Source organism: Aliarcobacter cryaerophilus ATCC 43158, assembly GCF_003660105.1.
In the GTDB taxonomy this organism is placed as follows: domain Bacteria; phylum Campylobacterota; class Campylobacteria; order Campylobacterales; family Arcobacteraceae; genus Aliarcobacter; species Aliarcobacter cryaerophilus.
Map to the genome: position 1 here is coordinate 646,988 of NZ_CP032823.1, position 15,522 is coordinate 662,509.

The window sequence follows — 15,522 nt, forward strand, 5'->3', positions numbered from 1 at the left end:
TTGAAGCATTTACTTACTTTAATTTTTATGGCTTTTTTAATTGCAGGTTGTACGCAAAAAGTTGTAAAACTGAAAATGCCAAATCAAAATATGCCAGTAAAAAAAGTTGAGGAAGATAAAAAAACAGTTGTAGAAGAGTTTATTTCAAACGATAGTGTAATCCAAGAAGAGATTATAAACAATAATGGTTCTAGCAATGAGATAACTCAAGAAGATAATAATGAAGTTTTAGCATCTAGTGAACCTGAAATAAAATTTGATAGTACAAAGGCAAATCTTAAGATTGCCTTTGTTTATCCATCGTCTTTAGTATCTAAATATGCAAAAAATTCTATAAATACAGTTGCTGGGTATTTAACATTTTTAAATGCAAATTACGATTTAATTGTAATAGATAGTCAAAATGAGAGTGCTGATAGTATAAATAATGCATTTAATAAAGTTAAAGAGCAGGGTATAACAAAAGTAATTGCACTATATACACCAAACTCAATAAATAATTTAAATACAATGGAATTAAATGATATTATGGTTTATCTTCCACTAATAGAAAAAAAAGATTCTTTAGCACAAAACGATAATTTAATTTTTGGTTCTATCTCTTATGAAGATCAACTTAAAAAATTAAGTTATTACTCTGATGGTCCAAATGTATTATTTTATCAAAATACATATTTAGGAAATAAGTTAAAAAATAGTTATGAAAATGTTGTTAGCTATACAACTGCAAGAAAAGAGATCAAAAGTAGTGAAACTAACTTTAAAAATATTGTTGTGGATTCAAGATTGAGAAATAGCTCAATATTTTTAAATCTAGATATAGTAAAAAGCTCACTTATAATGTCTCAATTAAGAGCAAATGACATTTATCCAAAGTTTATATTTTCAACACAAATAAATTTTGATCCTATGTTAATGACGCTAACTCAGGATAAAGATAGAGAAAAAATGGTTCTTGCAAACTCTATTGAAAAAATTGATAACAAATTAAGAGATGAAATTTTAAATTTTGGTGGAAATATAAATTTTGAGTGGGTTGATTACTCAACTTTGGTTGGCGCAAACTATTTAGTAAATGGAAATAATAATTTAATACCAACTAAAATAGTAGAAAATCAAGCTGTTTATACTCCAAGACTATTTAAAAGTACAGAGTATGGATTTGTAGAAATTAAGTAGATTTTGGATAAAATCACCGCTTATTTAGAAAATGGAGTTTAATTTTGAGAACACATTATAATACAAGTGTAAAAGAGAATTTAATAGGTCAAAAAGTTACAGTAGCTGGTTGGGTTAATAGTAGACGTGATCATGGTGGAATTATTTTTATAGATTTAAGAGATAAAAGTGGTTTAGTTCAGCTTGTTGCTGATCCACAAGATTGTAAAGATGCTTTAAGTGTAGCTGAAACTGTTAGAGATGAGTATGTTTTAATAGCAACTGGAACGGTAAGAGCTAGAGGTGAAGGATTAGAAAATCCAAACTTAGAGACTGGAAAAATTGAGATTATTTTAGAAAATCTTGTTATTGAAAATAGATCTAAAGCTATGCCTTTTGATATCAATGATGAAAAAGTAAATGATGAGATAAAATTAAGAAATAGATTTTTAGAGCTTAGAAGTAAAAAATCTTTTGATATTTTTCAATTAAGAAGTAAAGCTACTATTCAAGCTAGAAATTCACTTGATGAGTTAGGCTTTTTAGATGTTGAAACTCCAATTCTTACAAAATCAACTCCAGAAGGTGCAAGAGATTATTTAGTTCCAAGTAGAGTTCATGCAGGTGAGTTTTATGCGCTTCCTCAATCTCCTCAACTATTCAAACAACTTTTAATGGTTGCTGGATTTGATAGATATTTTCAAATTGCAAAATGTTTTAGAGATGAAGATTTAAGAGCAGATAGACAACCTGAATTTACTCAAATAGATGTTGAGATGAGTTTTTGTACACAAGAAGATGTTATAGCAGTTGCTGAAAAATTGATTTACGATATCTTTACAAAATGTGGTAAGAATATACCTTCAACATTTAGAAGAATGAAATACGCTGAAGCAATGGAGAGTTATGGAAGTGATAAACCTGATTTAAGATTTGATATGCCTTTAATTGATGTTATTGATATATTTGAAAAATCTTCAAATGAGATATTTACTGATATTGCAAAAGATAAAAAAGCAAATAGAATTAAAGCTTTAAGATGTCCAAATGGAGATAATATTTTCTCAAAAAGACAGATGAAAGGTTTTGAAGATTATGTAAGAAAGTTTGGAGCAAAAGGTCTTGGATACTTCCAAATGAAAGAGGATGGATTAAAAGGTCCATTAACTAAATTCTTTACAGATGCTGACTTAGAAGAGATTGTAAAAGTTACAAATCTTGAAGTTGGAGATGTAGTATTCTTTGGAGCAGGGGATAAAAAAACTGTTTGGGATTATATGGGAAGATTTAGATTATTCCTAGCAAATGAGATGAATATTATTCCAAAAGATGCTTATGAGTTCTTATGGGTTGTAGATTTCCCAATGTTTGAAGTTGAAGATGGAAGAACAAAAGCACTTCATCATCCATTTACAATGCCAAAAGATTTAAATAAAACTGATTTAGAAGAGATTGAATCAATTGCTTATGATATCGTTTTAAATGGAACAGAAATGGGTGGAGGAAGTATAAGAATCCACAAAGAAGAGATTCAATCAAAAGTATTTGAACTTATGGGAATAGGTCAAGAAGAAGCAAAAGAGAAGTTTGGATTCTTACTTGATGCTTTACAATATGGAGCACCAAGTCATGGTGGATTTGCTCTAGGACTTGATAGAATGATAATGCTTTTAGCTGGAACAGATTCAATTAGAGATGTTATAGCTTTCCCTAAAACTCAAAAAGCTCAATGTTTACTAACTCAAGCTCCATCAAGTGTTGATGAAGCTCAACTAAAAGAGTTACATATTCGTGTGCGAAAAAGTGTTGAGAGCTAGAAATAGCTCTTGCCTTTTAAATAAAACAGATACTTCATGCAAAATCAAAATATAAAAAATTCTTTAGAAAATCTTCCACAAAACAAATTTTTACCAACAACAAAAGATGAGATGAATGCCCGTGGTTGGGATGAGCTTGATGTTGTTTTAATCACTGGAGATGCTTATATAGATTCCCCTTTTATGGGAATTGCTGTTGTTGGAAGAATTTTAGAAAGTGTTGGATTAAGAGTTGGAATTATTGGACAACCAGATATTTCTAGTGATGTTGATATAAAAAGACTTGGTGAACCAAAACTATTTTGGGGAGTTAGTGGTGGAAGTATTGATTCTATGGTTTCAAATTATACTGCAACAAAAAAGTTTAGAAACGATGATGACTACACTCCAGGTGGAAAAAATAATAAGCGACCAGATAGGGCAACTTTAGTATATACAAATCTTATAAGAAGATATTTTAAAAATACAGTTCCTATTGTTTTAGGTGGGATTGAAGCAAGCCTTAGAAGACTTACTCATTATGACTATTGGTCAAATACTCTTAGAAAACCAATTTTATTTGACTCAAAAGCTGATTATATGATTTATGGAATGGGTGAACAAGCAATAATAGATTTAGGTCTTTTTCTAAAAGATGGTAAAGATGTAAGAACTATTTCTGGACTTTGTTATATCTCAAAAGAGCCTGTAAATGAATATATTAAAATTCCTTCACATAAAGAGTGTTTAAGTGACAAAGAGAAGTATATAGACCTTTTTAGAACATTTTATGACAATAATGACCCAATGTATTCAAAAGGTCTTTGTCAAGAAGTAGATGGAAGATATTTAATTCAAAATCCACCAAGCAGGCATTTAGAAGAAAATGAGATGGATAAAATTGCATCTTTTCCATATCAAAGAGATTTACATCCATATCATGCAAAAGATGGTAAAGTAAAAGCAATAGAGACTATAAAATTTTCAATTATGACTCATCATGGATGTTGGGGAGAGTGTAATTTTTGTGCAATTGCTGCTCATCAAGGAAGAACAATAAGAACAAGAAGTGAGCAAAATATTTTAAGTGAAGCCAAACATTTTACAACACTCAAAGATTTTAAAGGAATTATTTCAGATGTTGGAGGACCAACGGCAAATATGTACGGATATGAGTGCAAAAAGAAGATTAATCTTGGAACTTGTATAGATAATAAAAGATGTGTAGATGCCCATAGACTTTGTCGCACTATGAAGATAGACCATAGCAGAAATATAAAACTTTTAAGAGATATAAGAGCTATTCCAAAGGTTAAAAAAGCATTTATAGCTTCAGGTATTAGATATGACTTTATAGCTGCTGATAAAAATCATGGAAAAGAGTATTTAAAAGAGATAATAGACCATCACATTTCAGGACAGATGAAAATAGCTCCTGAGCATACAAGTGATGAAGTGCTTCACCATATGGGAAAACCAGGGAAGCAAACTCTTATTGATTTTAAAAGAATGTTTGATGAGTTAAATAAGGAAACTGGGAAAAAACAGTTTTTAACATACTATTTAATTGCAGCACATCCAGGGTGTAAAGAGAGCCATATGCACGAACTTAAACAATTTACTACCCATGAGCTTAAAATTAATCCAGAACAAGCTCAAGTTTTTACGCCAACTCCAGGAACTTATTCTGCTGTTATGTACTATACAGAGCTTGATCCTTTTACAAAGAAGAAAATATTTGTTGAAAAAGATACACTAAAAAAAGAGAAACAAAAAGAGATAGTAGTTGCAAAAAAAAGTTTTTGTAAAACAAAACAAAACTCTACTTTTGGAATGCAAGGTTAATAACTTTATAAAAGTTTTTTTTAATAGGATTGTTCAGATTTTTTATAAATTACTAAGTAACCATTTGATGGTTACTTTTTAAAACTATTTGCTAAAATAAAAGATATAGGCTCTTTTTTTATTATCTAAGCTAATAAATATTGAGTTTCTAAATTCATCATTTAAAAGATTTATAATATTTGAAGAACTAAAAAAGTTTTGATAAGTTTTGATTAAAGAACTATTTATATTTAATTCATCTTTAAATAGTGTTGCAAAATTGTTTAAAGATATTGCATCATATTTTTGAGTATTTAAAAAATTATTTAAATCATCTATTGAATAAAAATATTTTACAAATTCTAGTTTTGCTATTGAGTTATTTGAAATATCATCAAGATATAGCCATGATGAAATATCATTTGAAATACTATTTTCAAAAGTAGATAAATCTCCTAAATATGGAAGATTTTCTAAAGAACTATCAACTTCTCCTACTAAAAAACTACTATTAATTCTATTTTTATACTCTAAAAATATTGTATATAGAGTTTTTTCAAAAGATAAAAAATCTGATGATATAGTGTAGTTATTTCCTATAGTATTTAAAGCTTTACTTATATAAAAACCCATATTATTTGTATTTATATTTAAAAAATCAAAAGGCATAACTGGATTTTGAGATTTTAACTCTTTTAATATTTTGTAAGTTTCTTGAATACAAGCAAAATTTGATGCAGCATATAGGCTTAAATCTTTTTTATACTCTTTATCTTTCAAAGTTTTAATAGCACCATAAATTGCAAGTAGGTTAAGTTTTGATATTCTTCTTACATCAAGAGTTGTAATCTCTTTTAAAAGTGCTTTGTAATCTTTTTCATTTTTTGAAGGAGTTTCATGTTTAAAACAATATTTTATATACATTTAAGACCTTTTGTTTGATAAAATAAGTGAAGCATTACTTCCACCAAATCCAACAAAATGAAATAAAATAGTGGCACTATTTACAATTTTATCTTCTAAAAGAGGTTTGAAATCTATATTTTCATATCCATTTTTAAAATTTATTGTTTTTGGCAAAGTTCCATTTTTTATACTTTCACATAAAAGAATTATTTCATTTGTACCACAAGAACCCAAAGTATGACCAATATATGGTTTTAAAACTACCACGTCACAACTATTTTTATGATGCTTAAATAGATTGTTTATTGCATTTACTTCTGAAAGATTTGAATTTTCACTTCCTGTTGCATGAGCTTTTAGACAAGTTACATCACTAATTTCTAAATTAGCATTTTTTAAAGCTTGATTTAGGCAATTAAAAGTAGCTACTGCATCTGGATTTGAACTAGTGATTGAGTAATTATCAAAGCTATTTGAATATGAAACTATTTCAAAATCATCATCTGCTTTTTTAGTATTCTCTAAGATTACACAGCTACAAGCTTCACCTAGAATCAAACCATCACTATTTTTATCAAATGGCTTATATTCACCGCTAGAACTAAGTAGCATTAAAGATTCAAATCCCTTGTATGTTGATTGATTAAAAAATTCAAAACCAATTATTATAGCTTTTTGGATATCTTCATCTTTTATCTCATTGCTAGCTTTAATAATTGCATTTGCACTAGATGTACAAGCTGTTTGAATAAATACACAAGGATATTTTGAAGAGATAATATTCTCTACAAAGTTTGAAATCTCTTCAAAATTAATAGCGTGAATACTATTTTTTGTTGAAAAACTCTCTTCTATTAAAGATATATTCATAGATGTTGAACTTAAATAAATATGTAATTTTTCTCTATCTTCTTTTGATAGTTTTGCATCATTAATAGAATCTAAAATAGTTTTTTCTAAAATAGAGAAAAATTTCTCTTTTTGAGTTTTAAAATTTTGTTTTATTTTATAATAATTTATATCTTCAAAGTTATCTTTTAGGTACTCTTTATAGTTTTTATTATTAATATTTTTAAGTTTATTTATAGACTCTTTTTTATTATTTCCCAAAGCACAAATTATTGAAGAGCCAGTAATGAAAACTTTATGCATTATTTCTTAAATACTCTTCCATAGTGTTTATCGATTCCATTATTTTTCGCAGTTCCTTACTATCTGTTGTTTTTAAACCATATTTTTTATGAATTGCCATAGATATTTGTAAAGCATCCATAGAATCTAGTTCTAAAACAGAATCAGGTCCAAAAAGTGGTTCATCATCTTTTATATCTTCGATTTTACAATCTTTTTCACACTCTTCTATTATTAATTTTTTTAGTTCATATTTTAAATCAGACATTAGTTTTTCCCTCTATTTAGTATAAAATTTGCAAAAATGAGGCATATTGTACCAAAAATTATTAAGTATAACAAATATGATTTTATATCATCAAAGTTACCATTATTAACTAAAATTTCTATGAAACTTTCAAGCCCCCAAGACATTGGAGAAAATAGACTCAAATCTTGCATAAATTGTGGCATAACAAATTTAGGAACCATTATTCCAGCAATTGCTGCAAAAATAATATTTATAACTCCACCAATTGATGTAGCTTCTTCAGTTGTTTTACTAATATTTGCAATTAAAAGTGCAAAACTAATAGCTGCAAAAGATATAGCAAAAGATATTAAAATAATTAAAAAATAGCTTCCTTCTATTTTTAAAGAGTCACCACCAAATAAAGGAACAAGATAAATTCCAATTAAAATCATAAAAATTAGCTGTATTTGGTTGATTATAAAGTAGGGTAAAATTTTCCCTAAAAGTAGAGTATAAAGTGGAATATTTATACTTTTTATTCTTTGAATTGTTCCAAAATTTTTTTCATTTATAAATGTATTTGAAATTGGAATAAGTATAAAAAACATAGAAAAAATTAGCCAAGCTGGAACACTTTGCTGTACTGAATTTATGATTGAGCTATCTTTTTCATTTTTAAAGATATATTTATTTGATATTAAATTATCAAGATTATCAAGATTTTTTGCATCAATTTGTGAATTTATAAAAAAATCTTTTGTTATTGATTTTGAAATATTTTTAACTATCTCATTTTTTAAAATTGTGTAAAACTCATATTTTATATTTGGTTTGCTAAATATTTCTATAAAAAAATCTTTACTGTTTTTATTTATCTGATTTTTAAAATCTGCATCAATTTTAATAATAAAGTCATATTTTAATTCATAAATTAAATCTTTATTTGAAATGCTATTTTCTATTTTAGCTTCAAAGTAAGGATTTTTATTTAATTGTTCTATTAAAATATCGACATCTTTGCTATTGTGGCTAATAATTGCAACTTTTAATTTTGATTCAATATTTTGTGAATATGTATTTTTAAGAGCTAAAGACATAATTAATATAAATATTGATGGCATCAAAAATAGAACTAACAAAGCATGAATATCTCTAAAAATTAATTTAAACTCTTTTTTTAAAATATAGTAAAACATCAATCTCTTAAACTCTTTTTTGTGATATCTAAAAATAACTCTTCAAGAGTTAAATTGTTATTTTGTTTTAAATTTTTTATACTATCTTTTAAAACTATATTTTTATTTTCTAAAATAGCTACTTCTTCACATAAAAATTCAATTTCATCCATATAATGTGAAGTATAAAAAATAGTTGTACTACTATTTTTATTTATATCTTTTATTATCTCCAAAATATATCTTCTTGAATGTGGGTCAATTCCAACTGTTGGTTCATCAAGATACAAAATTTTTGGCGAATTTAAAAGACCAATAGCAATATTTAGTCTTCTTTTTACACCACCACTAAAATTTAAAGCTCTTTTATCTACATATTTTTCCAATGCACAAGCATTTATAGCAATTTCTATTTTATCTTTTAATATCTTTTGTTTTAATCCATATAAAGAACCAAAAAACTCTAAGTTTTCATATGCTGTTAAATTTGGATAAAAAGCATAGGTTTGTGGAACAAAAGATGATATAGCTTTTATTTTATTTAATTCAGTGTCTAAATTATAATCATAAATAAAAACTTCTCCGCTATCCTTTTTTATCAAACTATTTAAAATAGATACTAAAGTTGTTTTTCCAGCTCCGTTTGGTCCTAAAAGTCCAAAAATAGAGCCACTTTTTATCTCTAAATTTAGATTTTCTAAAATTTTTGTATCTTTATATGTTTTATTTAAATTTTTTATAATAATTGACATTTTATTGAATAGCCAGTTTTTTACCAGTTGATGATGTTTTTATTTTATCAACTAGTTTTAGATTTATAGAAAACTTTAGATTTGAAAGCTCTTTTTTCAAAATATTTTGAATATCTTTTGTTGTAAACTCTTTTTGTGTTTCCAAAGTAATATCTAAAATTTCACCTCTTAGTGAGCTATTATTACTACTTACTAAAACTAATGCTTTAGATATATTTTCTTCTTTTTCTAGGATATTTTCTATTTGAACTGTAGAGTATCTTTTACCTGCAATTTTTAATATTTGAGAACTTCTTCCAATAAGTTTAAATTTATCATTATAAACCTCTATGTAATCAAAAGTTTGTATCTCATAATTTGTTTGTTTGAACTCTTTTTCATATATTATATTTGATACATAAGGAGAGTTTACTTTTAATTTTTTATCTTCATTTGTAGAAATTTTCACACTTTTTAGTGGTGTCCATAACTCTTCATCACTGTATTTATAAGCAATTCCACCAGTTTCAGTTGAACCAAATATTTGAATAATAGTTGAATTAAATTTCTCTTTAAACTCCTTTGCATCTTCACTTAATAGTGGAGCTGTTGAGCTTATAAAAATAGCTTTGCTTAAATCTTTTTTTGAGCCCGTTTTATTTAAAGCTTTAATATATAGTGGAGTTGTAATTACCAAAGAGTAATCTTCAATTAAATCTAATAAATCATTTGGTAAAAAATGCTCTTTTAAAATAATATCAATATTGTTATGTAGTGGATAAAAAAGTCCAAATAAAGAGCCGTAAATATGTATAAATGGAACAGTAACAATAACTTTTTTGGTAGTATAGCTACTTAAAAGAGCTGTTAAATCTTCTATTTCACTACTAATATTCTCTTTTGTTTTTAGTGCAGCTGTTGGAAATCCTGTACTTCCTGAAGTGTAATATAAAAAAGAGAAGTTATGTTCTTTAAAAATATTTTCTGAATCTTTAGTTTCATTTTTAATATCTGAAAATTTTGGAATATTTAAATCTTCCAACTCAGTTTGTAAAATCTTATTTGAATCATCAAATAGTATTGATTTTGCATCACTAAAGTATGATTTAAAAATTTTTAGTGCATTTTGTTCTTTATTTGAACTTGCTATATATGAAACACAATTTTGCAAGTTTTTATCAAAAAATAGCTCTTTTGATATTTTATATTTGCTAATTGTTTTATCATCATTATAGATTATTAGATGCACTTTCTTCCTTTTTTAAAAATATTAGTAAAAATAAAATCGATAAAACTCCAATAGTTGCTGAAATCCCTATTGAGAAAAGAGCATTAATACTAGAAAAAATTAAAACCCCAAATCCTGCAAATGTTGTAAGAATTGAGTAAAATATTGCTTTGTTGGTATTTTTATCTTTTTTGTATGAACTTATATAAATTCCATAATCAATTGAGATGGATAATATAATAAAAAGAATAAAAATATGTAAAATGTTTAATTCTATAAATAGTGTTAATGATAAAATCATAGAAAATGGGAAAAATAGAAATGATAGATAGATTAGAAGATTTTTTCTGTAACTTATTGAAATAATTGAGATTATAAAAAATATTGATAAGGCTCCATAAAATATCAACTCTTTTTCTATTTTAACTAGTTCATCTTCAAACATAGATTTAAGACTTAAGTTTATAACAAAATCAAAATTATTTAGAAGCAATATATCTTCTTTTGATACATTTATATATGAAATAAATGAGTCTTTAAACTCTATAATTTCAAAATCTAATTTTTGAAGATATTCTAAAGTATAGTTTTGCTCTTTTTGTGGAATTTTGTAAGAGTCTTTAAAATATCCATTTTTAAAGCCAAACTCTTTTGCTTTATTTTCTATTTGTAAGTTTATATCAGCTATGTTTTGATTTTTTAAAAGCTCTTGTTTTTTTAAAAACTCATCTTTACTTACAAGAGTTGATAAAGGAGCTAAACTAGATGGAAATCTCTCTTTTAAAGTTTTAGAATTTTGTATTAATTCATCAATAGTTTTTGCTTTTATTAAAAAAGGAACTTTGTCATTGTTTGCAATATCTTTATTAAAAAACTCTTGTAAAGAGTTCAATTTTTTGTTTTCAACATCTAAGTTTTTTAAATTTGAGTCAAATTTAAAGTTGTAAATAGCTAAAAATAGGATAATGAGAGTAAAAACTAATATGTATTTAGCAGATATATTGTTTATAGTTTTGATATTAAAAATATTGTTTTCTTTATATGTAAATCCTATTTTTTGATATATAAAAGAAAATTGAATATATGAAAAAATAAGAGTAAAAAATGTAAATATACTTAGTTGTTTGATTAAATTAAAAGAGATAAATGATAGTATAAAAAATGCTGTAATAGTTGTAACCATTCCTAAAAATACATCTTTGTTGAATTTAAACTCTCCTTCATACTCTTTATGAACATAATGATGAAACATATAATCAATAGCAACAGTTGATATAGATATTCCAAAAACAACTACAAATATACTTATTTCAGGAAAAATAAAAGAACAAACCAATAGTGCAAATAAAATAGAAGAACTAAGAGTTAATAAAGTATTAAAAAGAAGTTTTAAATCTCTTAAAATAATCAAATAAAGAAGTGCAAGAATAAAAGTTGCAATATAGATTATCTTATTTACATCATCTTTTATTATTTTTGAGTTCTCTACAAAATAGAATATTGATGAAAATATTTTTATATCTTTATCGTTTTTTGTTATATTTGAAATTTCATTGTATAAATTTTCATAATCATCAATAGAGTTTACACTACTTGAAATTGAAAAAATAGAAAAATATCCTCTATGCTTAACAGCTAAATGGTTGTTTTTTATAAAAAAATTACTATTTTCTTCCTCTTTTTTAAAAAGTGAAAAAGGATCGCTACTATTTACAAAATATCCAAATTGTGAGTTTATAAGATTTGATTTTAAAATCTCTAACTCTTTGTCTATATTTAATCTATTTAATTTCTCAAAGTTTAAGCTATTTTGGTATAAAAAATACTCTTTTTTATACTCATTTAAAGCTTGATTATCTTTTTGTTTATCTAAAGTTAGAGTTGGAATTTTTAGAAGTTCTCTTTCAATCTCTTTTATCTTTTTTAAAGATATATCATCTAAATTATCTACATACAAAAATAGTTTTTTGCTAATCTTAAATTCATTGAATTTTTTTAAAAGCTCTTTTTTTTCACTATTTGAAACTACGGCTTCTAAATTTGTAGATATAGTTTTAAAAGAGTTAAAGGCTAAAACTAAAGCTAATATAAAAGCAAATATTATTAAAGAGAAGTAGTTTTTAATTTTGAACAATTTGAATATAATCCTCATTTTTGAAATATATTTTTAAAAACTCTAGTTTATTTGAAACTTTTTTGAACTCAATTTTAGAAATAGAGTTTGATAAATAATCATTTGGAATTAGAACAGTTTTATTTTCAATCTCTTGTAGTTTAAAAAATTCTTCAATTCCATCTTTTTTATCTTTATAAATAAAATTTATTAATTTATAAAATAGGTTTAATTCAACTCTATCTTCATAGTTTAATCTTTGCTCTGTTTGATTATCTTTTGATATAAAATAATCATCAAAAAAAAGATAAGAGGTACTTAGATTTTTATATGAAACCTCTATATAATCTTTTTTAAAATCTATTTTTCCATCTTTATAAACACTTGTTTGCAAAGCATTTAGGAACTTCTCTTCTTTAAAAGTTATATTTTGTGCAAAAATATTTAAAATAGAAATAGATAAAAATATAAAAATTTTAAGCATAGTTTTCCTTTTTAAAGAATAGTTTTTTATGAATTATTTGGATAATCAGACCAAAAATAAAAACAAAATACCAAGCAAAACTTGAGTATATTGTCCAAATCACAATATCATTGTAGTATAAAATAAAAATGTGTAATAATAAATTTGTAAGAGCCACAAAAAACCAAAATAGAGTTGAGTTTTGAAGATAAATCTTATCTTCTATGCTTAGATTTTTTTTGAACTTCTCAATATAATAAATCACAAAAGAATTTTTTGTAAGATATGAGTATAAAACAAATGCAGTAACTATAAATGCAAGGATAGATGGTGTAATTTTAAGAAATAGGCTATCTTCTACAAAGTATGCCGCTAGAGCAAAAATCATATAAAGAAGGGAAAATCCATACTCTTTTAAACCTTTTTTTACATTTAACAAGAACCAAAAAAAGGAGAAGATAAAAATATAAATAGATGCTGTTTGTATATCAAAATATTTTAAAGAAAAAAGTACTATTGGAGCATAGATTAAAGATATGATTAAATTCATTTTATCTAATCATACCACCACTAATATTTAAAACTTCGCCACTAATATAAGTTGCATCAACTCCTACAAAATAGGCACACTTTGCTACTTCACTAGCTTTTCCAAATCGTCCTAGAGGAATTGCTTTTTTCATCTCTTTTAGGTTTGGTATATCTTTTGTCATTTCTGATTCTATGATTGCAGGTGCAAGAGCATTTACTCTAATATTATAACGACCAAGCTCAATACATAGCGTTTTTGTTAGAGCTATAATTGCACCTTTACTTGCACTATAATTTGCTTGACCAGCATTTCCACTAACTCCTGAAATAGATGCAATATTTACAATACTTCCTTTTTTATTCATCATCATATTTTTTGATATTATTTTTGTAATATAAAAATTTCCATTTAGATTTGTATTTATTACATCTTCCCACTCATCATCACTCATAAAGAAAAAAAGATTATCTTTTATTATTCCAGCATTATTTATTAAAACATCAACATCAAGATTTTCTAAAGCATTTCTAATCGAGTTTTTATCTTTAATATCAAAAGATATAAGCTCACCGTTGTTATTTATCTCTTTTAGTAAATTTTGAGCTTTTTGGTGGTTACTATTGTAATGAATATATACAAAAAAACCATTTTTTGCATACTCTTTTACAATCTCTTCGCCAATATTTCCAGTAGCACCTGTAACTAATACTTTTTTCATTTATATAAACTTTTTCATTTCAATTAGAGTGTAAATTTTTTCAATATCAAAATCCATTCTTCTATCTTCATATAAAGGTTTTGCATCTTTTCTAATATTTTCATAAATATTTGTAAGATGAGGTGAAACCAAATCTTTTCCTCTTATATCAACAGCTTGTGCCATTCCTATAAAAGCTATAGAAAGCATATTATATAAATCAGGAATCATTTTAGAAAAATCATTTGCAGCTGTTGTCCCCATAGAAACTTTATCTTGGTTTAGAGATTCTGTTGGTCTTGAAAATATTGAAGCAGCAGTTGTATTTTTCATAACATCAGCACTAAGCGAACTAAGAGTTATTTGCATAGCTTTAAAACCATGATAAAAAGGCTCAGTTGATAGTTTTAAATTTTCACCTAAACCTCGATTGAATTTATGATCAATTAAAAGTGCAAACTCTTTATCTAGTAAATCAGCTAAATTTCCAGCACAAATTTTTAGTGTATCCATAGCATGAGCAACATAACCACCATAGAAGTTTCCAGAAGTATATATTTTTTTATTTACTCCATCAATTAAAGGATTGTCATTTACAGAGTTTATCTCTTGCTCTACCCAATTTTTAGAAATTTCAAGATTGTCTCTAATTACTCCTAAAACCTGCGGAGCACATCTCATTGAGTAGTTATCTTGAATATTTAAGTCATTATCAGCAAAAAATTTATCATATCTATCATCTCTTCCATGAGTTAATTTTGAGCCTTCTATTTTTCTTTGTATATTTTTTGCACTTTGTATTTGTCCGCTAAAAGGTTTTGAAAGGTGTACAAAATCAGCAACTGGTGTGTCATCTCCCAATAAAACTTCAAACATTCCTGCAACAAATGATTCCATAGAGTCTAAAATTGTTTCAAACTCTTCAATAGCATCTAGGGCGATTGCGCTCATTATTGTTGTTCCATTCATGATTGCAAGTGCTTCTTTTGGTTTAAAAGTATAAGGTTTAATGTTTAGTTCTTTATAAACTTCCATTACATCTTTTATCTCACCTTTATAATAAACTTCTCTCTCCCCTGCAACAACACTAGCAACATATGAAAGTGGCGTTAAATCTCCACTAGCTCCTACTGAACCTTGAGATGGAATAACAGGAATAATATCTTTTTGTATCAACATCTCAAGTCTTTTAAGAAGTTCTATACTAACCCCAGATTTTGCTTTACTTAAAGAGATAGTTCTAGCAATTACAGCATATTTGCAAACTTTATAAGATAGTTTTTTACCGACTCCACATCCATGAAATCTAAAAAGATTTGTTTGTAAAATCTTACTATCTTCATAACTTACATAGTTTTTCCCACTAGCTCCATATCCTGTTGTAATACCATATATTGGCTTCCCATCTTTTATCTCATTTATTAAGAAATTATGAGTTTCATTTATATGATTTACAAAATTATTATCATTTGAAATCTCTATTTTATCACTATTTATAATCTCACTTAGAGTTATATATCTTTCATCTATTATCAA

14 protein-coding genes are annotated in these 15,522 nt (G+C 25.8%); 3 read left to right on the plus strand and 11 right to left on the minus strand.

The genetic code is table 11. The features are described 5' to 3' along the window. Genes ACRYA_RS03260 through ACRYA_RS03270 form a run of 3 tightly spaced genes read left to right on the plus strand, consistent with a single transcriptional unit; the run spans position 1 to position 4,799 of the window. Complete coding sequence (locus tag ACRYA_RS03260; protein ID WP_105916382.1) at positions 1-1,179, plus strand: hypothetical protein; 1,179 nt, start codon at positions 1-3, stop codon at positions 1,177-1,179. 44 nt (positions 1,180-1,223) lie between these two features. After that, entirely contained in the window at positions 1,224-2,975 is a 1,752-nt protein-coding gene (gene aspS, locus ACRYA_RS03265; protein WP_105916381.1) for an aspartate--tRNA ligase, read from the plus strand. Positions 2,976-3,011: 36 nt separating this feature from the next. Continuing rightward, complete coding sequence (locus ACRYA_RS03270) at positions 3,012-4,799, plus strand: YgiQ family radical SAM protein (protein ID WP_105916380.1); 1,788 nt, start codon at positions 3,012-3,014, stop codon at positions 4,797-4,799. Between the two features lie 84 nt (positions 4,800-4,883). Here ACRYA_RS03270 and ACRYA_RS03275 read toward each other — a convergent pair whose 3' ends face one another. Genes ACRYA_RS03275 through ACRYA_RS03325 form a run of 11 tightly spaced genes read right to left on the minus strand, consistent with a single transcriptional unit; the run spans position 4,884 to position 15,522 of the window. After that, a complete protein-coding gene (locus ACRYA_RS03275; RefSeq protein ID WP_105916379.1) occupies positions 4,884-5,702 on the minus strand; it encodes a hypothetical protein in 819 nt (272 codons plus the stop codon). After that, the gene (locus ACRYA_RS03280) at positions 5,703-6,836 is read right to left on the minus strand and encodes a beta-ketoacyl synthase N-terminal-like domain-containing protein (RefSeq protein WP_105916378.1); all 1,134 of its coding nucleotides are present in this window, start codon (positions 6,834-6,836) and stop codon (positions 5,703-5,705) included. Next, a complete protein-coding gene (locus ACRYA_RS03285; protein ID WP_105916377.1) occupies positions 6,829-7,083 on the minus strand; it encodes a phosphopantetheine-binding protein in 255 nt (84 codons plus the stop codon). Before ACRYA_RS03285 ends, ACRYA_RS03280 begins: the two co-directional genes overlap by 8 nt. Next, positions 7,083-8,243, minus strand: a complete 1,161-nt coding sequence (locus ACRYA_RS03290; protein WP_105916376.1) for an ABC transporter permease — start codon at positions 8,241-8,243, stop codon at positions 7,083-7,085. The genes ACRYA_RS03285 and ACRYA_RS03290 overlap by 1 nt, the downstream gene beginning before the upstream one ends. After that, positions 8,243-8,974 (minus strand): ABC transporter ATP-binding protein, encoded by a 732-nt coding sequence (locus ACRYA_RS03295; protein ID WP_105916375.1) that lies wholly within the window; start codon positions 8,972-8,974, stop codon positions 8,243-8,245. Before ACRYA_RS03295 ends, ACRYA_RS03290 begins: the two co-directional genes overlap by 1 nt. 1 nt (position 8,975) lies before the next feature. Continuing rightward, the gene (locus ACRYA_RS03300; protein ID WP_105916374.1) at positions 8,976-10,202 is read right to left on the minus strand and encodes an AMP-binding protein; all 1,227 of its coding nucleotides are present in this window, start codon (positions 10,200-10,202) and stop codon (positions 8,976-8,978) included. Next, complete coding sequence (locus ACRYA_RS03305) at positions 10,183-12,315, minus strand: MMPL family transporter (RefSeq protein ID WP_105916373.1); 2,133 nt, start codon at positions 12,313-12,315, stop codon at positions 10,183-10,185. Before ACRYA_RS03305 ends, ACRYA_RS03300 begins: the two co-directional genes overlap by 20 nt. Further along, a complete protein-coding gene (locus ACRYA_RS03310; RefSeq protein WP_105916372.1) occupies positions 12,302-12,778 on the minus strand; it encodes a hypothetical protein in 477 nt (158 codons plus the stop codon). Before ACRYA_RS03310 ends, ACRYA_RS03305 begins: the two co-directional genes overlap by 14 nt. Further along, a complete protein-coding gene (locus ACRYA_RS03315) occupies positions 12,771-13,307 on the minus strand; it encodes a hypothetical protein (protein WP_105916371.1) in 537 nt (178 codons plus the stop codon). Before ACRYA_RS03315 ends, ACRYA_RS03310 begins: the two co-directional genes overlap by 8 nt. 1 nt (position 13,308) lies before the next feature. After that, positions 13,309-14,007, minus strand: a complete 699-nt coding sequence (locus tag ACRYA_RS03320; RefSeq protein WP_105916370.1) for an SDR family NAD(P)-dependent oxidoreductase — start codon at positions 14,005-14,007, stop codon at positions 13,309-13,311. Next, positions 14,008-15,522: an HAL/PAL/TAL family ammonia-lyase gene (locus ACRYA_RS03325; RefSeq protein WP_105916369.1), complete on the minus strand. Its 1,515-nt coding sequence runs from the start codon at positions 15,520-15,522 to the stop codon at positions 14,008-14,010.